Source organism: Marinobacter sp. F4216 (genome assembly GCF_019931195.1).
GTDB lineage: Bacteria > Pseudomonadota > Gammaproteobacteria > Pseudomonadales > Oleiphilaceae > Marinobacter > Marinobacter suaedae.
On the sequence record NZ_JAIOUO010000007.1, the window covers coordinates 236,702 to 259,867 of the forward strand.

A 23,166-nucleotide genomic window follows, 5' to 3' on the forward strand; every position below is an offset into this window, starting at 1 on the left:
GTGCACACTACGCAAGCCGTAACGAGGCCTAAAAGGCAGCGTTCCGGCTTGTCGAGTATTAATACTGCTGGGGAATGGACAGCATCCAGATCCCGAAGTTGGCCAATTTACAGTCAGTAAAACCCGTATTGACTGACAGTTACCCCTGGCCCACCATTCGGACACCCCCACACCAGCCCAAGGTGAGCTATTCAAAATGCACGAAAGCATAATGGAGCAGCTATGGCAGACCTCCCATCTACAAGGTGGGAACCTTGCCTACGTTGAACAGCTTTTTGAGACCTACCTGACCGACCCCAATGCCGTTCCGGAAGAGTGGCGAAACTATTTCGATAAACTTCCCAGTGTTGATGGCCAGCACGGCCGGGATATTATCCACTCGTCCATCCGCGAGCAGTTTGAGCATATTTCCCGTAATCAGCGCTTTCTTTCAGGCCAGGGCGTTCCCGCCAGTGCCACATCTCACGCTGACCGGAAGCAGATTCGTGTTCTGCAGCTGATCAATGCTTACCGTTTTCGGGGCCACCAGGAAGCCAAGCTCGATCCCCTGGGTGTATGGCAGCGTCCGGCGGTTGAAGATCTCGATCCGGCATTCCATGAGCTTAGTGACTCTGACCTCGACCTTGAATTCCAAACCGGCTCTCTGAACTTTGGTTCCGAGACCCAGAGGCTGCGGGATATCGTTGACGGCCTGCGGACAACCTATTGCGAAAGTATCGGTGCAGAATATATGCACGTCGTCGATACTCGTATCAAGCGGTGGTTCCAGCAGCGCATGGAGCCCGTACGCTCTCGTCCCGGCTATGAGACCGGTACGAGGAAGCATATTCTTGAGCGCCTGACGGCAGCGGAGGGTCTGGAGAAATATCTGGGTTCCCGCTACCCGGGCGTAAAGCGCTTCGGCCTCGAAGGTGGCGAAAGTCTCATTCCTTGCCTGGATGAACTGATCCAGCGCGCAGGCTCCTACGGTGCGAAAGAGATTGTACTGGGGATGGCTCACCGTGGACGCCTCAACGTCCTGGTGAATACTCTGGGTAAGAGCCCGCAGGAACTGTTTGACGAATTTGAGGGCCGCAAGCTGGCGGACTCCGGTTCCGGTGATGTGAAATACCACCAGGGCTTCTCTTCAAACGTTATGACGCCGGGCGGTGAGGTTCACCTCGCCATGGCCTTTAACCCGTCACACCTGGAAATCGTGTCACCGGTGGTGGAAGGCTCTGTTCGCGCTCGCCAGACCCGACGGGACGATAAAGACGGCAGCCAGGTTGTGCCAATCATCATGCACGGCGATGCCGCTTTTGCGGGGCAGGGCGTGGTGATGGAAACCTTCCAGGCATCCCAGACCCGTGGTTACGGGGTCGGCGGAACCATCCACATCATAGTGAACAACCAGGTTGGCTTCACGACCAGCAAGCAGGAAGATGCTCGCTCCACGGAGTACTGCACCGATATTGCGAAGATGGTTCAGGCCCCAATCCTTCACGTGAACGCTGACGATCCCGAGGCTGTGGTGTTTGCGACCCAGATGGCCATGGACTACCGCAATGAGTTCAAGGGCGATGTGGTTATTGACCTGGTTTGCTACCGTCGTCGCGGGCACAACGAAGCGGATGAGCCGGCAGCGACCCAGCCGCTGATGTACGAGAAGATTCGCAAGCTCAAAACCACGCGCGCGCTCTACGCGGACCGCCTGGTTGAAGAAGGTGTGATTACTGCCGAAGAAGCCAAGCAGATGGAGGTTGATTACCGTGATGCGCTTGACGATGGCGGTCACGTGGTCAAGTCACTGGTCAAAGAGCCGAATAAAAAGCTCTACGTAGACTGGACGCCTTATCTGGGGCATGAGTGGACCGCCAAGTGCAAGAGCAGCGTTCCGCTCAAGAAGATCAAGGCTCTGGGCAAGATTCTGACCTCCGTGCCCGAGGGCTTCGCAGTTCAGCGCCAGGTTTCCAAGATTGTGACCGACCGCGAAAAAATGACGGCCGGGGCGCAATCGCTCAACTGGGGATACGCAGAAGTGATGGCGTACGCCACGTTGCTGGATGAAGGTCATCCAATTCGTATCACCGGTCAGGATGTGGGGCGGGGCACCTTCTCACACCGCCACGCGGTTCTGCATAACCAGAAAGACGGTTCCCAGCACATCGCCTTGGCCAATCTGTCCAAGGATCAGCCAAAATTCGAAATCTATGACTCGTTCTTGTCGGAAGAAGCGGTCATGGCATTTGAATATGGCTACGCGACCACAGCGCCGGATGGTCTGGTGGTCTGGGAAGCCCAGTTTGGTGATTTCGCCAATGGCGCTCAGGTAGTGATTGATCAGTTCCTGACCAGTGGTGAGCACAAGTGGGGGCGCCTGTGCGGCCTGACCCTGCTTCTGCCTCATGGCTATGAGGGGCAGGGTCCTGAGCACAGTTCGGCGCGTCTTGAACGCTTCCTGCAGCTGTGTGCGGAACACAACATTCAGGTGTGCGTGCCGACTACGCCTTCCCAGGTGTTCCATATGCTGCGCCGTCAGGTGAAGCGTCCGTTGCGTAAGCCGCTGGTGGCGATCACTCCGAAGAGTCTGCTGCGCCACAAAGAAGCAACGTCCGAGCTGGACGATCTGACATCCGGCACATTCCAGACGGTACTGCCGGAGAAAGAGCCCTCTGATCCCAAGAAGGTTACCCGCCTGATCATGTGTAGCGGGAAGGTGTACTTCGATCTTCTGGAAAAGAAGAAGGCCGAAGAGCGTGACGACGTTGCGATTCTCCGGATCGAGCAGCTCTACCCGTTCCCGGCGGAGGACCTGGATGCGCTGCTGGCCCAGTACACCAAACTTAAACATGTAGTGTGGTGCCAGGAAGAGCCGATGAACCAGGGTGCCTGGTATCCGAGCCAGCACCATATGCGGAACGCGCTGCAACGCCTGAATCCGAAACTCTATCTCCAGTATGCCGGTCGTGAGGCTTCTGCTGCCCCAGCTTGCGGACACATGTCTGTCCACATTGAGGAGCAGAAAAAGCTGGTTACCGATGCGTTTGAAATCTGACGAGCTACCGAACTAAGGAATCGTAATGTCAACTGAGATTAAAGCCCCCGTTTTCCCGGAGTCGGTCGCAGAAGGTACTGTTGCGACCTGGCACAAGCAGCCGGGCGAAGCCTGTTCACGCGACGAACTGATTGTCGATATCGAAACCGACAAGGTGGTACTTGAAGTGGTGGCACCGGCTGATGGTGTCATCGAGGAAATCCTCAAGGGTGAGGGTGACACCTGTGAGAGCGGTGAAGTAATCGGTAAGTTCAAGGAAGGCGCGGCTGGTGAAACCAAGCCGGCGGAAGCCAAAACCGAAGAAAAGCCTGCAGCCGAAAGCGCGCCTGCAACGGCTGACGCTAGCTCTGCTGATGCCATCCTTAGCCCGGCGGCTCGCAAGCTGGCCGAAGAAAATAATGTTGACCCCAACAGCATCAAGGGCTCCGGCAAAGATGGCCGTGTGACCAAAGAAGATGTACAGGCCCATATTGAGGGCAGCAAGTCGGCCTCCAAGCCAGCAGCAGGCGCAGCTGCGATGCCAGAGGTCAACGTTGCTGCGGGTGAGCGCGCTGAAAAGCGTGTGCCCATGACCCGCCTGCGGGCGAGCATTGCCAAGCGTCTGGTAGACGCGCAGCAGAACGCTGCCATGCTGACCACGTTCAACGAGGTCAATATGAAGCCGGTGATGGAACTGCGCAAGCAGTACAAGGAAAGTTTCGAGAAACGCCACGGTGTGAAACTCGGTTTCATGTCCTTCTTTGCCAAGGCGGCCACGGAAGCCCTTAAGCGTTTCCCGGCGGTGAATGCGTCTATCGATGGTAACGACATGGTTTACCACGGCTATCAGGATATCGGTGTGGCTGTGTCTACTGACCGTGGCCTGGTTGTTCCTGTGGTACGCGACGTCGACGCGCTGGGTCTGGCCGACATCGAGAAGAAAATCATCGAATATGGCACCAAGGCCCGGGATGGAAAACTGGGTATCGAAGATATGACCGGCGGTACTTTCACCATCACCAACGGCGGCATCTTCGGCTCCCTGATTTCCACGCCGATTCTAAACCCGCCACAGACCGCAATCCTGGGCATGCACAAGATCCAGGAGCGTCCGATGGCGGTGAATGGTCAGGTTGAAATCCTGCCCATGATGTACCTGGCTCTGTCCTACGATCACCGTATGATTGATGGCAAGGAAGCGGTTCAGTTCCTGGTTGCCATCAAAGATATGCTGGAAGACCCGGCGCGTATTCTGCTGGACGTGTGAACGGACCATTAACGAATCACAAAACGGGATAAATTATGTCTGATAAGTTCGACGTCATTGTTATTGGTGCAGGCCCGGGTGGGTACGTGGCAGCTATCAAGGCTGCGCAGCTCGGTCTGAAAACGGCCTGTGTTGAATCCTGGACGTCCAAAGACGGCAAGAAGCAGGTGCTGGGCGGTACCTGCCTGAACGTGGGTTGCATTCCTTCCAAGGCATTGCTGGAAATTTCCCACAAGTACGAAGAAGCCAGCCACGACTACGAAAAACAGGGCATCATCGCCAACGATATCAAGATGGATGTCGGCAAGATGATGGAGCGCAAGAGTGGCATCGTAAACCAGTTGACCGGCGGGATTGCTGGCCTGTTCAAGAGCAATGGCGTTACCTCCATTCATGGCCACGGTAAATTGCTGGCGAACCGGAAAGTTGAAGTCACCGACAACGATGGCAACACCTCCGTCTACGAAGCAGAAAACGTGATCCTGGCGTCTGGCTCCAAACCTATCGAAATCCCACCTGCGCCGTTCGACGGTGAGCATATCGTGGATTCCGAAGGCGCGCTGGAGTTTACCGAAGTGCCAAAGCGCCTGGGCGTGATCGGCGCCGGTGTTATCGGCCTTGAGTTAGGCAGCGTTTGGGCTCGTCTGGGGGCTGAAGTGACTGTGATTGAAGCGCAGGACACCTTCCTGCCGGCGGTTGATCAACAGGTAGCCAAGGATGCGATGAAACAGTTCCAGAAGCAGGGACTGAATATTGTGATGGGTGCGCGCATGACCGGTGCCGAGGTCAAGCGTAAGCAAGTCAATGTTACCTACGAGGACGGCAAGGGCGATCACGAAGAGAAATTCGACAAGCTGATCGTGGCCGTTGGTCGTCGTCCTTACACAGACAACCTGCTGGCCGAGGATTCGGGTGTTCAGATGGATGAGCGTGGCTTCATCTTTGTGGACGACACCTGCAAGACCGAAGCACCAGGTGTCTGGGCGATCGGTGATGTTGTGCGTGGCCCGATGCTGGCGCACAAGGCGTCGGAAGAGGGCGTCATGGTTGCCGAGCGTATTGCGGGTCACAAGCCGCAGGTGAATTACGATTGCATCCCAAACGTGATTTACACTGCGCCTGAAGTCGCCTGGGTCGGAAAAACTGAAGAGCAGCTGAAGGCGGAAGGCGAAGAGTACAACGTGGGCGTCTTCCCGTTTGCGGCCAATGGCCGGGCCATGGCTGCGAACGCGGCGTCCGGCATGGTGAAGATCGTTGCCGACGCGAAGACCGATCGTATCCTGGGCTTCCATGTGGTTGGTCCGCAGGCGTCTGAAATCGTTGCTCAAGGCGTTATCGCCATGGAATTCGGTTCCAGTGCTGAAGATCTGGCTCTGACCTGTTTTGCGCACCCGACTCTGTCCGAGTCTGTGCATGAGGCAGCTCTGGCCGTAGGTGGTGGCGCGATTCACGTCGCCAACCGCCGCAAAAAGAAGTAACGCAAGTCAGGATTTAGGGGCGCCAACGACGGCGCCCCGCTGCCTTTAAGCGGCTGGATTCCGGTTGCGTACGGTGGGCTGAGGTGATCCCCGGCCCGCCACACCGAATTCGCACTAGCCGCTCCGGACGACGGAGTGTGCGCGGGTTCATTTTCCGTATGTGGTTATCCTCCATCAGAAAGCGGGACATTAACTATGAATTTGCATGAATATCAGGGCAAGCAGCTGTTCGCTGAGTACGGCCTGCCCGTATCCAAGGGCATTGCCTGTGATACCCCTAAAGAAGCCGTTGCAGCGGCGGACGAAATCGGCGGTGACGGCTGGGTTGTAAAAGCTCAGGTTCACGCAGGTGGTCGCGGTAAGGCCGGCGGTGTAAAGCTGGTCAAGAGCAAAGACGAGATCCGCGAGTTTGCTGAGAAGTGGCTGGGTAACAACCTGGTGACTTACCAGACTGACGAGAACGGCCAGCCGGTAAGCAAGATTCTGGTTGAATCCCTTACTGACATTGATCAGGAACTGTACCTGGGTGCCGTGGTTGACCGTGGCAGCCGTCGCGTCGTATTCATGGCGTCCACCGAGGGCGGCGTTGAAATCGAAAAGGTTGCTGAAGAAACTCCGGAGAAGATCCTCAAGGCCGAGATCGACCCGCTGGTTGGCGCGCAGCCGTACCAGGGGCGAGAGCTGGCGTTCAAGCTGGGTCTGGAAGGTAAGCAAATCGGTCAGTTCACCAAGATTTTCCTGGGTCTGGCCAAACTGTTCGAAGAGTGCGACCTGGCGCTGGTAGAAATCAACCCGCTGGTTATCACTCCGGCTGGCGATCTGCACTGTCTGGACGCGAAAGTAGGTGTCGATGGTAACGCCCTGTACCGCCAAAAGAAAATCCATGAGATGCACGATCCGTCTCAGGAAGATTCTCGTGAAGCCGAAGCAGCCAAGTGGGAACTGAACTACGTGGCGCTGGAAGGCAACATCGGTTGTATGGTTAATGGCGCTGGTCTGGCCATGGGCACCATGGACATCATCAAGCTGTCCGGTGGCCAGCCTGCAAACTTCCTCGACGTTGGCGGCGGCGCGACCAAAGAGCGTGTTTCCGAAGCGTTCAAGATTATCCTGTCTGACGACAATGTACAGGCTGTTCTGGTTAACATTTTCGGTGGTATCGTTCGCTGCGACATGATCGCAGAGGGCATCATCGGTGCTGTTAAGGAAGTGGGCGTAAAAGTACCTGTTGTGGTTCGTCTGGAAGGTAACAACGCTGAGTTGGGTACCAAGGTGCTGGCAGAAAGCGGCCTGAACATCATCGCCGCCACCAGCCTGTCCGATGCCGCAGAGCAAGTCGTTAAAGCCGCAGGGGGTAAGTAATGAGCATCCTGATCAATAAAGACACCAAGGTTATCTGTCAGGGCTTTACCGGCTCTCAGGGCACTTTCCATTCCGAACAGGCCATTGAATACGGCACCAAGATGGTTGGCGGTGTCAGCCCGGGCAAGGGTGGTACCGAGCACCTTGGTCTGCCGGTTTTCAATACCGTTCGCGAAGCGGTCGAAGCAACTGGCGCTGAAGCGACCGTTATCTACGTGCCGGCTCCGTTCTGTAAGGACGCCATCATTGAAGCTGCGGACGCTGGTATCCAGCTGATCGTGTGCATCACTGAAGGCATCCCGACCATCGACATGCTGTACGCCAAAGAATACGTTGATCGTAAAGGTGTTCGCATGATCGGGCCGAACTGCCCGGGTCTCATCACTCCGGATGAGTGCAAGATCGGCATCATGCCTGGCCACATCCACAAGAAGGGCAAGGTGGGCATCGTCTCCCGCTCCGGCACCCTGACTTACGAAGCGGTCAAGCAGACCACTGACTTTGGCTACGGCCAGTCCACCTGTGTGGGTATTGGTGGTGACCCGATCCCGGGTTCCAACTTCATCGACATTCTGAAGCTCCTTCAGGAAGATCCGGAAACCGAAGCCATCGTGATGATTGGTGAAATCGGCGGTACCGCTGAGGAAGAAGCCGCAGCGTTCATCAAGGACAACGTAACCAAGCCGGTTGTGTCCTACATCGCTGGTGTGACTGCACCTCCGGGCAAGCGTATGGGCCATGCTGGCGCCATCATTGCTGGCGGTAAGGGCACTGCAGACGACAAGTTTGCCGCTCTGGAAGCCGCGGGCGTGAAAACCGTTCGCAGCCTGGCCGATATCGGCAAGGCGTTGAAAGAGGCGACTGGCTGGTAAGCCTGACCCTTTGAAAAGCCCCCGTTTCTGCACTGCAGGGCGGGGGTTTTTTATTTATAATGCCTGACCGCCTGATTTATTATGGCGTTCCCAAACAAATTAAGGAGTTCGTGCTTTGAGTTCTGTAGATTCCCAGCAACGAGTTTTGTCCGGAATGCGTCCTACCGGCAAGCTACACCTAGGCCACTACCACGGTGTGCTGAAAAACTGGGTTAAACTCCAGCACGAGTTCGAGTGCTTTTTCTTTGTGGCGGACTGGCACGCGCTGACCACCGACTACGAAGATCCGAGTAAAATTGAGCAGAGCACCTGGGACATGGTGATTGATTGGCTTGCAGCCGGCGTTAACCCGGGCTCCTCAACCATGTTTATCCAGTCTCAGGTTCCCGAACACGCTGAATTACATCTCCTGTTGTCGATGATTACCCCCTTGGGTTGGCTTGAACGCGTGCCCACCTTCAAGGACCAGCAGGAAAAGCTTCGTGAAAAGGACCTGGCGACCTACGGCTTCCTTGGCTACCCGTTGCTGCAGTCGGCCGACATTCTGATCTATCGGGCCGGAAAGGTTCCCGTTGGGGCGGACCAGGTTTCTCATGTCGAGATCACTCGTGAAATCGCACGCCGGTTCAACCATATCTATGGTCGTGAGCCCGGTTTCGAGGAGCAGGCCGAGGGTGCCATCGTCAAGATGGGGAAGAAGAACGCCAAACTATACCGTACGTTGAAAAAGCGTTATCAGGAGGAGGGCGATCTGGAAGCTCTCGAAACGGCAAGGGCTCTGTTGAAAGAGCAGCAGAACATCTCCCTTGGCGATCGCGAGCGTCTGTATGGCTATATCGAGGGTGGTGGCAAGGTCATCCTGCCGGAGCCTCAGCCGTTGCTGACGCCGGAGTCCAAGATGCCGGGCCTGGATGGCCAGAAGATGTCCAAGTCCTATAACAACACCATCGGATTGCGCGAAGAGCCAGATACCGTGGTCCAGAAAATACGGACCATGCAGACTGATCCGCAGCGCGTTCGCAGAACCGACCCGGGCGAACCCGAAAAGTGCCCGGTTTGGGAAATGCACAAGATCTACTCCGACGCTGAGACCCGTGAATGGGTGCAGAATGGCTGTCGCAGCGCTGGTATTGGGTGCCTGGACTGCAAAAAGCCCGTGATGGACGCCATTGTGGAAGAACAGCGTCCTCTGCACGAACGTGCGCGAGAGTATGAAAGCAACCCGGATCTGGTGCACTCTATCCTTCAGGAAGGGCGGGAGCATGCCAGAGATGCTGCCCGGGATACCCTGGAAGAGGTCCGCGAGGCCATGGGCCTGCAATACCGGTGATTCGAATTACCGTTAACCGCTGGATCTGATTGTCTCAAGGGTGGGTTCATGACCGAAGATACGACCAGTGTTGCTGTACTGGGCGCCCCGGCAGCCTCTGATGAAGCTGAGCCGTTGGCTCGGGTATCGGGCAAGCCGGTCATTGATCTGCCCAAGGATCTTTACATTCCGCCAGACGCTCTCGCGGTGTTTCTTGAGGCCTTTGAAGGGCCCCTGGACCTGCTGCTGTACCTGATCCGGCGCCAGAATATGAATATTCTGGATATCGACGTCAGTGAAATTACCCGCCAATACATGGATTACATTACCGCGGTTGAAGCCATGCGTTTTGAGTTGGCCGCGGAGTATCTTGTGATGGCGGCAACTCTGGCGGAGATTAAGTCCCGGATGCTCCTGCCGCGGCAGGAAAGTGAGGACGAAGACGAGGTGGATCCTCGGGCCGAACTGATCCGTCGACTGCAGCAGTATGAGCGTTTCAAGAAGGCCGCTGAAGATATTGATGACCTGCCCCGGCTTGAGCGGGATAACCATCTGGCGTCCGCGTCACTGCCCAAGCTTCCTTCAACCCAGCCTCATCCCGACGTCGACCTGAAGGAGATGCTGCTGGCACTGCAGGGTGTGCTGCGGCGGGCCGACCTGTTTACCAGTCATCAGGTTGAGCGCGAAAAGCTATCCACTCGGGAGCGCATGTCGACCATTTTGTCCGTGCTTCAGGGCGACAAGTTCGTCACGTTTGAAAGCCTTTTTACCCCGGAAGAGGGGCGCCTTGGCGTGGTTGTTACGTTTCTCGCAACGCTGGAACTCGTCAAGGAACAACTTGTGGAAGTGGTCCAGGGTGAAGTTCTGGGTCCTATCCATATTCGGGCCCGTGCCGCCAGTTAGGTTAAGCCCTGGTCCTGTGCCGTCCACTCATACATCACGTTTGACTGCTTATGAATGATGAACAACTTCGCCGAATCCAGGCCATCACCGAAGCCGCGCTTCTCGCTGCGGGGAAACCCCTGAGTCTTGACCAGCTTCGCGAACTGTTCTCGGAGGAGGAGCGACCGGCCCGGCAAGTGATGGAGCATGTTTTGATGATGCTCGAAAGCGCGTGTGAGGGGCGGGGGTTTGAGTTGAAAAAGGTGGCGAGTGGTTACCGCATTCAGGTCAGGGAAGAGTTTGCACCCTGGGTTGGCCGGTTGTTTGAAGAAAAGCCGCAACGCTATTCGCGGGCTCTGCTGGAAACGCTCGCCCTCATTGCCTATCGGCAGCCCATTACACGGGGTGAAATTGAAGACATTCGTGGTGTCACGGTAAGCAGCAATATCATTCGTACGTTACTTGAGCGAGAGTGGGTGCGCGTGGTCGGCCATCGGGATGTTCCGGGACGCCCGGCGATGTACGCGACGACCAAGCAGTTTCTGGACTACTTTAATCTCACGGGACTGGATCAGTTGCCGCCGTTGTCGGAGGTCCGGGATCTCGAAGAAATTGGTCGTGAGATTGAGAAGAACATTCAGGCCGAAATCGACTTCAGTTCTGCCAAGTCGGACGACAATACGGACCAGCAGACCGTTCATTAACGCCATTCATTCCAAACCCCGGAAGGCTTCAAGGATCATATATGTCATCAGAGCAGCCGAAGCACGGCAAACACGCGGGCCGCGACACATCATCCGGTGACGGCGGACCGGAGCGTATCCAGAAGCTCCTGGCGCGTGCCGGTGTGGGTTCCCGACGGGAAATTGAGGGCTGGATGTCGCAGGGGCGCTTGATGGTCAACGGTCAGCCGGTGGCCCCGGGCCAGAAGGCGACGGTGGATGATCGTTTTGAGCTTGATGGCAAGCGCCTGGAAGTATCCTCGGCCGCGGAGCTTGTACGTCGTGTGCTGATTTACAACAAGCCGGAGGGGGAAGTGACGAGCCGAAAGGACCCGGAAGGGCGGCCTACGGTGTTTGATCGACTGCCTCGGCTGAAGGAGCAGCGCTGGGTATCCATTGGTCGGCTGGACATCAATACAACCGGTCTGGTGCTGTTCACCACGGATGGAGAGCTGGCCAATCGCCTAATGCATCCATCCAACGAAATCGATCGAGAGTACGCGGTTCGTGTTTTCGGTGAAGTGGACGACGCCATGATTGAGCGCCTGCTTGAGGGCGTGCTCCTCGATGACGGTATGGCCAAGTTTACCGATGTTTCCCCGGCTGGCGGCAGCGGAATGAACCGGTGGTTTCATGTCACCTTGCTTGAAGGGCGTAATCGTGAGGTTCGGCGCCTGTGGGAATCCCAGGGAGTGAGAGTGAGCCGGCTGAAACGTGTCCGCTATGGGCCGATATTCTTACCCAGCCGCCTGACACTGGGCAAATGGGAAGAGCTGGATCAGAAGGGGGTTGATGCCTTGAGTCGGGCGGTGGGCTTGCCGCCGGTAGCGATTCCTGCAAAAACCCCAAATGAGAAGGCCGCGCATGACCGTCAGCGTCGCAAGAGTCCAGGGCTACGGAATAAAAAGCCGAAAGCCGGACGGTGGGACGTCAGTGATGCCGCGCCGGACCGCTCCGAGCGGCAGCGGCCCTCAGGAAAAGGGCGCACTTCCCGCAAGCCACGCTAGCCCGGCAGGGCTGGTTAGCCGATCGACGGAAAGATTTCAGTCTTGTTCCGGCCGTTCCGTTTGGCCTGATTGAGCGCTTCGTCGGCCCGGGCAATCCACTGCTCGGGCTGCTTTACCTTGAGATGAATTGCCACTCTGCATCTGGCGGTTACCGAATTGCACTCGCCACCAAACTCCACCGCAATGTTCCCGATGGTCAGCCGAGGTCGTTCGGCAGCATCGCGCGTCTCCAACACAATGCAGAAGATGGTCGCCGGCAACGTGGCCAACGGTGTCGTTGATTTGCTCGGCGTAGTTGATCTCGACAAGTAACAGCAAATAGGCGTCTTCAGGCATCTTCTGGCGCTGGCTGATGATTAGGGTTGCCCAGCATTCGCCCTCCAGATTCAGCCGGTATTCACAGAGGTTGTGCCCCAAAAAAAATAGGTCTGCAATGGTCTTGTTGCTGCGTCTTGGAAGTTTCAGGGTGTGGCGTCAAAATCTCGGCACCGATTTGCCGGCCGAAGCGGTGTATAAACGTAAAATCTACGCTGAGGGGATTGGGCGGGGCAGTCGCTGTGGTAAACTCCTGCACTTGTGTGTCGTGTCCTAATCTAAGAAGTCACTAGGGAAACGTATGAGGTTTCAGGCCCCGGAAAGTCTATCTGAACAAATCGCCCAGCATCTTGGCCACAGGATCACTTCCCGGGATCTCAAGCCGGGTGAGCGGATTCAGGAGCTTAAGGTGTCCGGGGAACTCAACGTTAGCCGGGGCTCTGTGCGCGAAGCGTTGCTCATCCTCGAACGCCGGCACCTGGTCGAAATCTTTCCCCGTCGTGGTGCAGTGGTGTCGGATTTGACGCCGGAGCGTGTCAACAGCCTTTACGATATCTATATCAATCTACTCGTGATGCTGGGCACCAAGGTAATGGAGCGCTGGTCCGATGAGAATCTGACCGGGGTGGTTGCCCAGGTCAAGCAGATACAATCGGCCTTGGACGGTGTTTCAACGAACAGTTCCGACGCCCCTGAAAAGGTGATGGAGGCCGGGTTTGACCTGATGAGGTACGCCTATGGCCTGGTTGAAAACCCTTTTCTTGAGGAAACCCTGGAAAATTTCAGGCCTGCGATCAGTCGTACCTACTATGTGGCACTCAAGCACTTCCGCGACGGCTTTGGTGAGACCGAAAGGTTTTTCACCGAGCTTGCAGAAGCCATCCTCTCAAACGATTCGGACCGTCTGCAGCGAGCCATCAAGACGTTTGGTGAGCATCAGCGCCATCAGGTCCTGAGTATCCTAGAGGAAGAGGCGTCCAGCTGATATGCGGCTCAAGTCCATCAAGCTCGCCGGATTCAAGTCCTTCGTTGATCCGACCACGGTGCCTTTTCCGTCCAACATGACGGCGGTAGTCGGCCCCAATGGCTGTGGCAAATCCAACATCATCGATGCCGTGCGTTGGGTTATGGGCGAAAGCTCTGCAAAGTACCTTCGTGGTGAGTCCATGACGGACGTCATCTTCAACGGCTCCAGTGCCCGAAAGCCTGTTGGACAGGCTTCGATCGAACTGGTTTTCGATAACAGCGATGGAACTGCGCCCGGCGAATTCGCCCAGTTTAACGAGATTTCCGTTCGAAGAAGGGTGTCCCGGGAAGGGCAGTCTGAGTATTTCCTGAACGGTTCCAAGTGTCGACGCCGCGACATTACCGACCTGTTTCTGGGAACCGGTCTCGGGCCGCGAAGTTACGCGATTATCGAGCAGGGCATGATTTCCAGGCTCATCGAAGCGAAGCCGGAGGAATTGCGGGTCTATATCGAAGAAGCGGCGGGAATTTCGAAATACAAGGAACGTCGTAAAGAAACCGAAAACCGGATTCGTCGTACCCAGGAAAACCTTGAGCGCCTGACCGACTTGCGTGAAGAACTGGGGAGACAGCTTCAGCACCTGGAACGCCAGGCTGCAGCTGCCGAAAAGTACAAGGCCTACAAGCAGGAAGAGCGACAGAAGAAAGCGGAACTGACGGTTCTCCGCTGGCAGTCTCTGGACAACGACCTTCAAAGTTGGCGGGAGAAAATCCGCGATACGGAACTGGAACTTGAAAAGTTTCTGACCGAAAGGGTGAATCTGGAAACGTCGCTGGAAAACCTCCGGGAAGACCATCACGATCGCACCGAACACTTTAACAAGGCGCAGGCCCGGTACTACGAGGCCGGAGCCGACATAGCACGAATTGAGCAGAGCCTGGAGCACCAGCGTGAGCGTAGCCGGCAGACCGCCGCCGAGCTGGATCAGGCTCTGGCGAGCGAGCGGGAGCTGGCCCGGGAGCTGAGCCAGGACGAACAAAAACTGGAAGGCATCCAGGAAGAGCTGGATATGCTGGAGCCGGAGCTGGAATCCCTGTCTGTCCGTTCCGAGGAGTCTGGTGAGAAACTGCACATGGCGGAAGAGGCCATGGCTGACTGGCAGCAGACCTGGGAAGACTTTAGCAGCCGTTCCTCGGATGCGCGCCGCGAAGCTGAGTTGGCGCAATCCCGTATCCGCTCCGTTGAGGATGCCATCGAGCAGTTGCGGACGCGAAAACAAAGGCTTGAGGATGAGCGGGAGCTTCTGGACGGCCAGGTGGATCGGGCTGAACTGGAAGAGCTGCTTGAACAACAGGAAACCCTGGAGCTGCGGCGGGAAGAGGCCCTGGAACGAATCAATTCGATTCAGGATGACCTTTACGAAGCCCGTCAAAGCCAGAAGGATGCGACTCAGAAAGCGGCGGATGAACGTCAGCAGGTGCAGAGCCTGAGGGCGTCCCTGGAGTCCCAGGAATCCCTTCTCGAAGAGCAGCTTGGTGGCCAGGACGATGCTCTGCAGAACTGGCTGGCGGAGCAGGGGCTGAATGATGCCCCGCGTTTGGCAGGCCTCTTGCGCATTGAGGACGGCTGGGAGTTTGCCGTTGAGCAGGTCATTGGCCGCCTATCTCAGGCTGTGACACTGGATGGTCTCGATGGGCACGTAAGCTCACTTGCTACCGCACCCAAAGGGTTAGCTCTGGTAAGCAACGAAAGCAATCCACCTGTATCTGTGAACACAGAATCACTCGCGTCCAAGGTTTCCGGCGTGGATGCACTTGCACCCCTTCTTTCGGGTATCCGGGTCGTAGTCGATATGGACCAGGCACTGGCGGCACGTGTAGGCCTTGCGGCTGGCGAGAGCCTTATCACTCCTGCTGGAGAATGGGTGGCACGAGATTGGGTATTGATGCCGAACTCCGATGCAGGCCATGTTGGTGTTATTGAGCGGCAGAAGAAAGTCAGCGAGCTGGCAGCACAGCTTGAAAATGCCGAGGAAGCTTTGCAGGCCGCGAACGAGCAGTTGGAGCTCTGTCAGCAGCGAGCAGAAAGGGCTGAGGCGGGCCGGGAAGACGCGCAGGCCAGCCTGACGGATGCAGAACGTGACCTGAGCAATCTCGGCTCACGAATCAGCGGCCTGAAGGCGAGGGCAGAGCAGATTGATGCCCGGTTGCAGCGTATCGGCGAGGATTTGTCGGATGTGTCCGTAAGTCTCGAGGAGCAACAGGAGATTCTCCTTCAGGCGCGGGAAGAGTGGCAGCAGGCGTTATCCTCCTCCGAAGACAGTGATGAGGAAAAAGAACGTTTGCTTGAGCAGCGGGACCGTCTCCGCGAGGATCTGGATCGTCTCAGACAGGAGGCCAGACATGACAGAGACCATGCTCATCAGCTTCAGTTGCAGCTCCAGTCACTGACCAGCCAGCGGGACGGCCTACGCCAGACTCTTGAGCGCATGCAGATGCAAAAAGAGCGTAATCAGGAACGCCTTGAAATTCTTCGTGAGACCCGAGAAAGCGTCGAGGAGCCTATCGAGGATCTTCAGATGCAGCTTGAGGGGCTTCTGGACCGGCGTCTTGCTGAGGAAGAAAAGCTTGGCGCCGCCCGGGATGCGCTGGAAGAGATTGATCGCAAGGTCCGCGATATCGAGCAAGGCCGGGGCCGAATTGACCATGTGATCCAGGACGTCCGGTCCAGTCTCGAAAAACTGAAAATGGAATCCCAGGCCCTGGAAATTCGCTCGGGCAACCATATCGAACAGCTTCAGGAGCTGGACGTGAAGCTGCAGGAGGTTCTGGCTCAATTACCTGAAGGTGCGAACGAGAAAGACTGGTCCGAGGAACTGGAGAGGATAGGCAATCGGATTCAGCGTTTGGGTGCCATTAATCTGGCAGCGATCGAAGAGTACCAGGTGCAAAGTGAGCGCAAGACCTATCTGGATAGCCAGAACGACGACCTGATCGAGGCCCTGGAAACTCTGGAAAACGCCATTCGCAAGATCGACCGGGAGACCCGGCAGCGATTCAAGGAAACCTTCGATCAGATCAACGGAGGCCTTCAGGCCCTGTTTCCGAAGGTGTTCGGCGGTGGTAATGCCTATCTTGAGCTAACGGGTGAAGACCTGCTGGAAACCGGTGTTGCTATCATGGCGCGGCCACCCGGAAAAAAGAACAGCACGATTCACTTGTTGTCCGGTGGTGAAAAGGCCCTGACCGCGATTGCCCTGGTGTTTTCGATTTTCCAGCTCAATCCGGCGCCATTCTGCATGCTGGACGAGGTAGATGCACCATTGGACGATGCCAACGTTGGCCGGTATGCCAACATGGTGAAGGAGATGTCCAGGCAGGTTCAGTTTATTTATATCACCCATAACAAGATCGCTATGGAGATGGCCGACAAGTTGATGGGTGTCACCATGCACGAACCGGGATGCTCCCGATTGGTGTCGGTCGATGTGGAAGAGGCCGCAGCCCTGGCCGAGGCGTGATCCGGCTGGGGGGGGATTTGGTTAAGGATGACAATAACGCCATCTGGCCCCGGTGTGCGTTGTATTCATGACGGGCTTTTTTTAGAGTAATAAAGTAACCCGAGCCGCAAACAGGACAGCTCCACTATGTCACTAAGGGAATGGTTATTTGCCATCGGCGCCCTCTTGATCATCGGTATTGTCATTGACGGAATTCGTCGTGTCCGTAGGGCGCGCAAGGATTCGATGGCCATTTCATCCGGAATGGGCGTGGATGAGCTTCAGGAGTCGCCACTGGATGAGGATTACAACCCGGAGTTGCCCAATGGCGGCGCCCGAACAATCTCCCGGGAGACGCTGGAAGAGAGGGGCTATGTAAAGCGGGAACGTTCCAACCGGTTTGGTACCCCCAAACCCAAACCAACCCGTCCGGTGGTTGGCGCAGCGAATCCTGCCGAAAAGACGCCCGATATCGTGTCCGATGGCGAGTGGGAGAGTGGGTTTTCGAGCCGCGATGACCTGGTGGATGAGCCCGAGGCCGGCTGGAGCGCCATAGACGACTCCGCGGTTGATGATGAATCTGTGAGTGAGCCAAGGGTGGTTGATCGTGAGCCGGAGCCCACAATTGACGAAGAGCTTGTGAGTGCTGCCGGGGAGCAGGAACCACCCACGGTGACTGAGGTGGAGGAGGATACGGCTCGCCGAGAACCTGCCGCCGGGCCAAAAGAAGGTCGTCCTCTTGCCGGAGCGAACCGGCCCGAAGCACGGGAGGTTATTGTCATTAACGTACTGGCAAGGGATAACGCAGAATTCAAGGGGCCGGACCTGAAGAAACTTTTTGAGGCTTGTGGCCTGGAATACGGCGATATGGATATTTATCATCGTCATGAAGCGGCAGATACCACGAGCCCGGTTCAGTTCAGTGTTGCCAGTGCCGTGGAACCTGGAACGTTCAAACCTGGGGATATTCCGGCTCTTTCAACTCCCGGAATCAGCTTTTTCATGAGCATGCCCGGCCCGAATAATGCGCTTCAGGCCTTTGATTTTATGCTAGAAACCGCTCAGTGTGTTGTTCGAAATCTGGGTGGTGAGCTGAAAGATGAACGGCGCAGCGTCATGACTCCGCAAACGGTGGAGCATTGCCGCCAGAGAATTCGGGAATTTGAGCGAAAGCAGCGCTCACAACCGGTCTGAGCGCCCGCCGGATAACTGAGAATGGATGCCCGGATAGTTCCGGGCATTTTTTTTACCAACGAGAGTGACAGTTCATGAGCAAAGTCACGCCCGCCGTTATCACGCGTGTCGAGGAACTGCGGTCCCTGATCGAGGACCACAATCATCAATACTACGTGCTGGATGATCCGCGCATCCCGGATAGCGAGTACGATCGCCTGTTCCGGGAGTTGCAGGGGCTGGAGGCAGACTATCCGGAACTGGCAACCGCTGATTCCCCCACACGCAGGGTCGGAAGTCGAACGGATACCAGTTTTGCGGAAGTCGTGCACCGAATTCCCATGCTTTCGCTGGATAACGCGTTCAGTGAGGAAGAGTATCGGGACTTTGACCGCCGGGTGAGGGCCAGGCTCGGAACGGAGGATGATGTTGAGTACGTCTGCGAGCCCAAGCTTGATGGCCTCGCGGTCAGTTTGACCTATGAAAACGGGGTGCTGATAACGGCGGCCACTCGCGGCGATGGTTACACCGGCGAAGACATCACTGACAATATCCGAACCATACCCTCCGTCCCGCTCAAACTCAGGGGCGGGAGTTTCCCCGATCTGGTGGAAGTGCGCGGGGAAGTCTATATGCCCAAGGTCGGGTTTGAGGCGCTGAACCGGCGGCTGGCTGATCGCGGTGAAAAAACGTTTGTAAACCCGAGAAATGCCGCAGCGGGAAGCCTCAGGCAGAAAAAATCGACCGTGACGGCCAAACGCCCGCTCGAACTCTGTGCCTACAGTGTTGCGGTAACCGATGAGCGATATCTGCCTGAGACACACTGGGATGGTCTTCAGCAGGTCAAGCGCTGGGGTTTCAGGGTTAATCCCGAAATGAGCAGGCTCAAAGGTGTGGAGCGTTGTCTGGAGGCTTATCACCAGCTCCTCGAAAAGCGGGACGCGCTGCCTTATGAGATAGACGGCATCGTGTTCAAGGTCGACAGCCTTGCACTGCAAGAAACCCTGGGATTTGTTTCCAGGGCCCCTCGCTGGGCCATTGCCTTCAAATTCCCGGCCCAGGAAGAGCTCACGGTTATCGAGGATGTTGAATTCCAGGTCGGTCGAACCGGAGCGGTCACTCCGGTAGCGAGGCTCAAGCCTGTTTTTGTTGGTGGGGTGACGGTCAGTAACGCCACGCTGCACAACATGGATGAAATACGCCGGCTGGATGTCCATATCGGCGATACCGTCTTCATCCGGCGTGCCGGAGATGTGATCCCGCAGGTGGTCAAGGTTGTTCCTGAGAAACGGCCCGAGGGGGCTGAAATGGTAGAGCTTCCAAGCCAATGTCCAGTCTGCGACTCGGACGTGATTCAGATTGAAGGCGAAGCGGTCGCCCGCTGCTCTGGAGGACTCTATTGCCCAGCCCAGAGGAAAGAAGCCATTCGACACTACGCATCCCGAAAGGCTCTGGACATTGAAGGACTGGGCGATAAATGGATCGACATCCTCATCAGCAGTGAGCGGGTCAAAACCGTTGCTGACCTTTACCACCTTAGGAAGTCGGACCTTGTATCGCTGGAGCGGATGGGGGAGAAGTCCGCAGGAAACCTGATCGCAGCCATTGACCGTTCAAGGAACCCGGTGCTCTGGCGTTTCCTTTACGCTCTTGGGATTCGGGAAGTGGGTGAGGCTACCGCCAAGGCGCTGGCGTCTCACTTTGGCAGCCTGGAAGCGATTGCAGCTGCGTCAGAAGAGTCTTTGCAGGAAGTCCAAGACGTCGGGCCGATTGTTGCGGGTCACATACATAGTTTCTTTGACCAAGCCCACAATCAGGAAACTCTGGCAGCGCTCAAGGAGGCGGGCGTGAAGTGGCAGGAGGAATCCGTTGCAGTCGGCGACAAACCGTTGCAGGGGCAAACCTGGGTTCTGACCGGAACCTTGTCAGAACTGACTCGTGATCAGGCCAAGGAAAGGCTGGAAAACCTTGGTGCAAAGGTGGCTGGAAGCGTTTCCAAGAAGACGACGACGGTGGTTGCCGGAGAGGCTGCCGGTTCCAAGTTGGCGAAGGCAGAGCAGTTGGGAGTTCCGGTCCTGGACGAGCAGGGGCTGCTCGAACTCCTGAAGGAGCATCGTATTTCTATCTAGGATTTTACAGGGAGTGCCCGGCCATTGGGGCCAACCCACAGGGGGAGGGGTTGGCCTGCGAATCTGAGAACTTGCGCAGATCCAAAAGCTTACAAATTGGCTACCATGGCGTTTGTCTGTAACGGTGTGTAATTGGCTTTCAGGAGAAAGCACCATCACCGCCATAACAAAAACGCCTAAACGGATTTATTCATGCGCGCTGAGAATCTCCCCCGCATTCTGTCCGCCACCCGCGCCGTAGTCGCTCTTTCTATTGTACTGATTCTCATAGGCTGTAAGACCGAAAAGGATCCTGACCCTGTAAGAGTACTTGGTAGCCCGCCAGAAAATGCCTACCTCGGTGTCGAGTATTCCTATAATTTTGGCGCTGACGGTGGAGAGGGCATTCTTGATTATTCGTTGACGAACGCTCCCTCTTGGCTAGCTCTGGAAGATATCAATAACAAGGCTCGACAGGGTGTGATAATGAGGGGGGTGCCGGGCCTGACCGGTGGCAATCGCGGAGAATCCGACCTCGGAACGACTCAGGATATCAACCTGGTTACCACAGATGGCCAAGCCGTGGGGCTTGAGCCCTTTGATATAAATGTGAAAGTTAATCCTCTGAGCTTGGCGTCCGAAACATTTGTAGAGGGTGAACGGGCTGAACCTCCAGAGGAATTCGAGACCAATCAGTGTGCGATTCCTGATATTAGCCTCAACGGCGAGCACACAATTACCTATAACGAATACGCCAGTGATGGCAGTGTAGTGAGCGTCGAACAGGCTACGCTTCCTACGCGTCCAGTCCTCGTTCGAATTCTTCTCGACCAGCCATCTGTGACTGAAATCAGCGTTGCTTTTTCTCTGGAATCTAATTTTAACGAAAATAATTGTGACACTGATTTTGCGCCTCCTCACCAGCGATGTGATCAATCGGAGTCCAATGAAGACGATGCGGTTATCGGCCGGGATGTAATTGCGCTCGGAAGTGGCAGTCAGCAACTGTTGGGCGACATCGATTATCTGTTCTACGAACCCGATAGTTCAGGTGCTTCCACGTCGGGCGTTGTAACGTTGAGCCCGGGTACCACTGAGTGTTTCATTCGTTTAGAGGTTATCGAGGACGGCTTTCCCGAACGGACAGAAAATTTCACGGTCAGGCTGACCGAAGTCCGCTCAGGGCTTGCGTCCCTGGGTAGAAGAGATACCTATGCAAAGGCCATGTCGATTGAAGACAATGAACCTGTTGTCAGCCTGAAAACGGCCAAAGGAGGTGGCCGAGACACCCTGAATATCGGCCAGTCTAAAGAATTCACTGCGGTACTGACTGGAAAACGCAGTGACGAAATCCGTGCAAAACTCGCCTCCAGAGGTTCGTCCACAGCAATTATTGGAACCGATTTTTACACCCAGCTGCAGTCTCCCGGTGGAATCTGGGAGGACGCTGATGAAATCGTCTTTCCGGTTGGAACCGACGAGGTTACTTTCCGGGTCCAAATCGAAGATTCAGATTCGTTTTCAAACCTCCTGTCCGACGATAAGTTCGCATTGATCGAGATAGATGCGACTTATCAGGCCGGGCGGCCTAATCATGCGCGAGGTGCCAATGATGCTCCGCTTAGGATTAGTCTGAATGAGCTGACAAGTCCACTGATTGTTAACGGGTTAGGTGCGGAAGAATTTATGCCAACTGACATTTCAGTTGAGCAAAATGGAAATATTTTTGTGGCTGGATATGAGCCCCTGAATGGCGATCGCATCGTTGCCCGTATTTATAGCCGGCAGGGGGAGCTTATTCAGGAGGTCGAAGTGGCTGCGCCAGCAAACGGATTCGTGGCGGATATAAGTAAAGGGCCACTTATTGCTACATCCCAACGGGACGTTAGAGATCCGGTTACAGGGGCAGAAGGGCCCAGGTACGAGTTTGGCGTAGCTTACAACATCAGTTCAGTCGAAACGGATGGAATGGATATTGTAATTTCTAAGTTCATCTTCGACCCAGATAGCAACGGTGGCGAATATACTCGAAGCTGGGAGATAAGTTCCGGTACTACAGGGGATGATGCTGTGCAGGCGATTGACGTCAACTCGGCTGGAAATATCGTCATCGCTGGAGCAACCAATGACGCTTGGCCGGATCAGGCTTCAGCAGGAAACTTTGATAGTTTCGTGCAAACCATAGACGGAGTGCTTGACGGTAGCGAGGTAACACCACAAGTGAGCTCTACCCGGCAGGTAGGTTATACCGGTGACGAACAGGTTGCCGGCGTGACTGCGGGCGATTCTATTCCCCTTGTGATGGGCTGGAGCTCAAATCTGGAGGGTGGACCAGACGCTATTGGTGAGCCTGGAGGCTTCTCCTACAGCGTGAGTAGCTCTTCGAGCAACGTTAACGTGAATCAGGTTGCCACAGAACTGGGTGATCGTATTGTGTCCGGTGCTTCTTCCAGCTCTAATATTTGGTTCCTCGGAAACGGTCGTACACAGTACCTCTTTGCTGATCGAGGAAATGGAGCCGCACCGTCCTATGAGCGTGAACCTCTGAGCAGCGAAGCTGGCTTCGTCGTGGGGATCTCAAGGTTCGGTAACATAAGAAAAGCATTCTCTTTGAACGATAAGGACGACAGCCAAAAAGATGAGTTTAGCGATATCATCCTTTTCAATGGTGACTTGGTCGTGTCCGGGTTAACTGAAGGGCGTTTTAACTCCAGTGCCGAGGTGCTAGGTCAGCACGGAGTCCTTTCCAGGATTTCATTAACGGCAGAACCAGGAGAGGTTGCTGTCACAGATAGTGAAGACACCTCCAGTGGTGATGAGGCGAACGGGGATGAAACCTCCGGGGAATATAGCAGCAGTTGGCGATTTCAGTCCTCTTTGAGTGATACGGAAGTCTCATCCCTGGCGAACTATCGTGACGATGAGATTACCGCTCTTGTTCGGTCGTCGAACGATTGGCAAATATTATTGTTTGGTCCCGAGGGGGATGCGCTAAACCCCTAGGCGGTCGTATCGCTCAAGGCAGAAATTCAAAAACGCGTAGATAGTTCTTATTGGTCACAATGCCCGAAGGCCCCGCCGGTGAGGTAATTACCAGTGCAGCTTCACTATGTTAAGAAAGCATTAGCCGTGCGAGGAGCCTAGCGTCGGTTTCGGGCGTGACGGTAATGTAAGCGGAAAATGCTGACTATT

At 55.8% G+C, this 23,166-nt stretch carries 15 protein-coding genes; 14 read left to right on the forward strand and 1 reads right to left on the reverse strand.

Going from position 1 to position 23,166, the window contains the following annotated elements:
- Window positions 1-196 precede the first annotated feature (196 nt).
- From K8I84_RS14920 to rluB, 9 genes are all read left to right on the forward strand, one after another.
- On the forward strand, window positions 197-3,034 hold the full coding sequence (locus tag K8I84_RS14920; protein WP_223795569.1) for a 2-oxoglutarate dehydrogenase E1 component: 2,838 nt from the start codon (window positions 197-199) through the stop codon (window positions 3,032-3,034).
- Window positions 3,035-3,059: 25 nt separating this feature from the next.
- Window positions 3,060-4,280 carry a 2-oxoglutarate dehydrogenase complex dihydrolipoyllysine-residue succinyltransferase gene (gene odhB, locus K8I84_RS14925; RefSeq protein WP_223795570.1) on the forward strand — a complete coding sequence of 407 codons (1,221 nt, stop codon included), beginning with the start codon at window positions 3,060-3,062 and terminating at the stop codon, window positions 4,278-4,280.
- A gap of 35 nt (window positions 4,281-4,315) precedes the next feature.
- Entirely contained in the window at window positions 4,316-5,758 is a 1,443-nt protein-coding gene (lpdA, locus tag K8I84_RS14930) for a dihydrolipoyl dehydrogenase (RefSeq protein WP_223795571.1), read from the forward strand.
- 195 nt (window positions 5,759-5,953) lie between these two features.
- The gene (gene sucC / locus K8I84_RS14935; RefSeq protein WP_223795572.1) at window positions 5,954-7,120 is read left to right on the forward strand and encodes an ADP-forming succinate--CoA ligase subunit beta; all 1,167 of its coding nucleotides are present in this window, start codon (window positions 5,954-5,956) and stop codon (window positions 7,118-7,120) included.
- Window positions 7,120-7,992 (forward strand): succinate--CoA ligase subunit alpha, encoded by an 873-nt coding sequence (sucD, locus tag K8I84_RS14940; RefSeq protein WP_223795573.1) that lies wholly within the window; start codon window positions 7,120-7,122, stop codon window positions 7,990-7,992. Before sucC ends, sucD begins: the two co-directional genes overlap by 1 nt.
- A gap of 115 nt (window positions 7,993-8,107) precedes the next feature.
- Entirely contained in the window at window positions 8,108-9,322 is a 1,215-nt protein-coding gene (locus K8I84_RS14945) for a tryptophan--tRNA ligase (RefSeq protein WP_223795574.1), read from the forward strand.
- Between the two features lie 48 nt (window positions 9,323-9,370).
- Complete coding sequence (locus K8I84_RS14950) at window positions 9,371-10,204, forward strand: segregation and condensation protein A (protein WP_223795575.1); 834 nt, start codon at window positions 9,371-9,373, stop codon at window positions 10,202-10,204.
- Between the two features lie 50 nt (window positions 10,205-10,254).
- The gene (gene scpB / locus K8I84_RS14955) at window positions 10,255-10,887 is read left to right on the forward strand and encodes an SMC-Scp complex subunit ScpB (protein ID WP_223795576.1); all 633 of its coding nucleotides are present in this window, start codon (window positions 10,255-10,257) and stop codon (window positions 10,885-10,887) included.
- A 41-nt stretch (window positions 10,888-10,928) separates the two neighbouring features.
- Complete coding sequence (rluB, locus tag K8I84_RS14960) at window positions 10,929-11,912, forward strand: 23S rRNA pseudouridine(2605) synthase RluB (protein ID WP_223795577.1); 984 nt, start codon at window positions 10,929-10,931, stop codon at window positions 11,910-11,912.
- Between the two features lie 14 nt (window positions 11,913-11,926).
- On the opposite strand, the gene K8I84_RS14965 is transcribed toward rluB, so the two are convergent.
- Window positions 11,927-12,181, reverse strand: a complete 255-nt coding sequence (locus K8I84_RS14965; RefSeq protein WP_223795578.1) for a hypothetical protein — start codon at window positions 12,179-12,181, stop codon at window positions 11,927-11,929.
- 347 nt (window positions 12,182-12,528) lie between these two features.
- On the opposite strand from K8I84_RS14965, the gene K8I84_RS14970 reads away from it, so the two are divergent.
- The 5 genes from K8I84_RS14970 to K8I84_RS14990 all read left to right on the forward strand — a co-directional run bounded on the left by K8I84_RS14970 (window position 12,529) and on the right by K8I84_RS14990 (window position 22,977).
- Complete coding sequence (locus K8I84_RS14970) at window positions 12,529-13,212, forward strand: GntR family transcriptional regulator (RefSeq protein ID WP_223795579.1); 684 nt, start codon at window positions 12,529-12,531, stop codon at window positions 13,210-13,212.
- 1 nt (window position 13,213) lies between these two features.
- Window positions 13,214-16,714, forward strand: coding sequence for a chromosome segregation protein SMC (gene smc, locus K8I84_RS14975; RefSeq protein WP_223795580.1), 3,501 nt, complete (start codon window positions 13,214-13,216; stop codon window positions 16,712-16,714).
- 126 nt (window positions 16,715-16,840) lie between these two features.
- Complete coding sequence (gene zipA, locus K8I84_RS14980; RefSeq protein ID WP_223795581.1) at window positions 16,841-17,887, forward strand: cell division protein ZipA; 1,047 nt, start codon at window positions 16,841-16,843, stop codon at window positions 17,885-17,887.
- 74 nt (window positions 17,888-17,961) lie between these two features.
- Window positions 17,962-19,995 (forward strand): NAD-dependent DNA ligase LigA, encoded by a 2,034-nt coding sequence (ligA, locus tag K8I84_RS14985; protein WP_223795582.1) that lies wholly within the window; start codon window positions 17,962-17,964, stop codon window positions 19,993-19,995.
- Between the two features lie 192 nt (window positions 19,996-20,187).
- On the forward strand, window positions 20,188-22,977 hold the full coding sequence (locus K8I84_RS14990; protein WP_223795583.1) for a hypothetical protein: 2,790 nt from the start codon (window positions 20,188-20,190) through the stop codon (window positions 22,975-22,977).
- The last annotated feature ends 189 nt before the right edge of the window (window positions 22,978-23,166 follow it).

Excerpts from the sequence above, each read along its gene's own strand:
- ligA (WP_223795582.1), top strand. The coding sequence starts at position 17,962 with ATGAGCAAAGTCACGCCCGCCGTTATCACGCGTGTCGAGGAACTGCGG.
- odhB (WP_223795570.1), top strand. The coding sequence starts at position 3,060 with ATGTCAACTGAGATTAAAGCCCCCGTTTTCCCGGAGTCGGTCGCAGAA.
- smc (WP_223795580.1), top strand. The coding sequence starts at position 13,214 with ATGCGGCTCAAGTCCATCAAGCTCGCCGGATTCAAGTCCTTCGTTGAT.
- K8I84_RS14950 (WP_223795575.1), top strand. The coding sequence starts at position 9,371 with ATGACCGAAGATACGACCAGTGTTGCTGTACTGGGCGCCCCGGCAGCC.
- K8I84_RS14990 (WP_223795583.1), top strand. The coding sequence starts at position 20,188 with ATGCGCGCTGAGAATCTCCCCCGCATTCTGTCCGCCACCCGCGCCGTA.
- K8I84_RS14970 (WP_223795579.1), top strand. The coding sequence starts at position 12,529 with ATGAGGTTTCAGGCCCCGGAAAGTCTATCTGAACAAATCGCCCAGCAT.
- K8I84_RS14920 (WP_223795569.1), top strand. The coding sequence starts at position 197 with ATGCACGAAAGCATAATGGAGCAGCTATGGCAGACCTCCCATCTACAA.
- sucC (WP_223795572.1), top strand. The coding sequence starts at position 5,954 with ATGAATTTGCATGAATATCAGGGCAAGCAGCTGTTCGCTGAGTACGGC.
- lpdA (WP_223795571.1), top strand. The coding sequence starts at position 4,316 with ATGTCTGATAAGTTCGACGTCATTGTTATTGGTGCAGGCCCGGGTGGG.
- scpB (WP_223795576.1), top strand. The coding sequence starts at position 10,255 with ATGAATGATGAACAACTTCGCCGAATCCAGGCCATCACCGAAGCCGCG.
- rluB (WP_223795577.1), top strand. The coding sequence starts at position 10,929 with ATGTCATCAGAGCAGCCGAAGCACGGCAAACACGCGGGCCGCGACACA.
- zipA (WP_223795581.1), top strand. The coding sequence starts at position 16,841 with ATGTCACTAAGGGAATGGTTATTTGCCATCGGCGCCCTCTTGATCATC.
- sucD (WP_223795573.1), top strand. The coding sequence starts at position 7,120 with ATGAGCATCCTGATCAATAAAGACACCAAGGTTATCTGTCAGGGCTTT.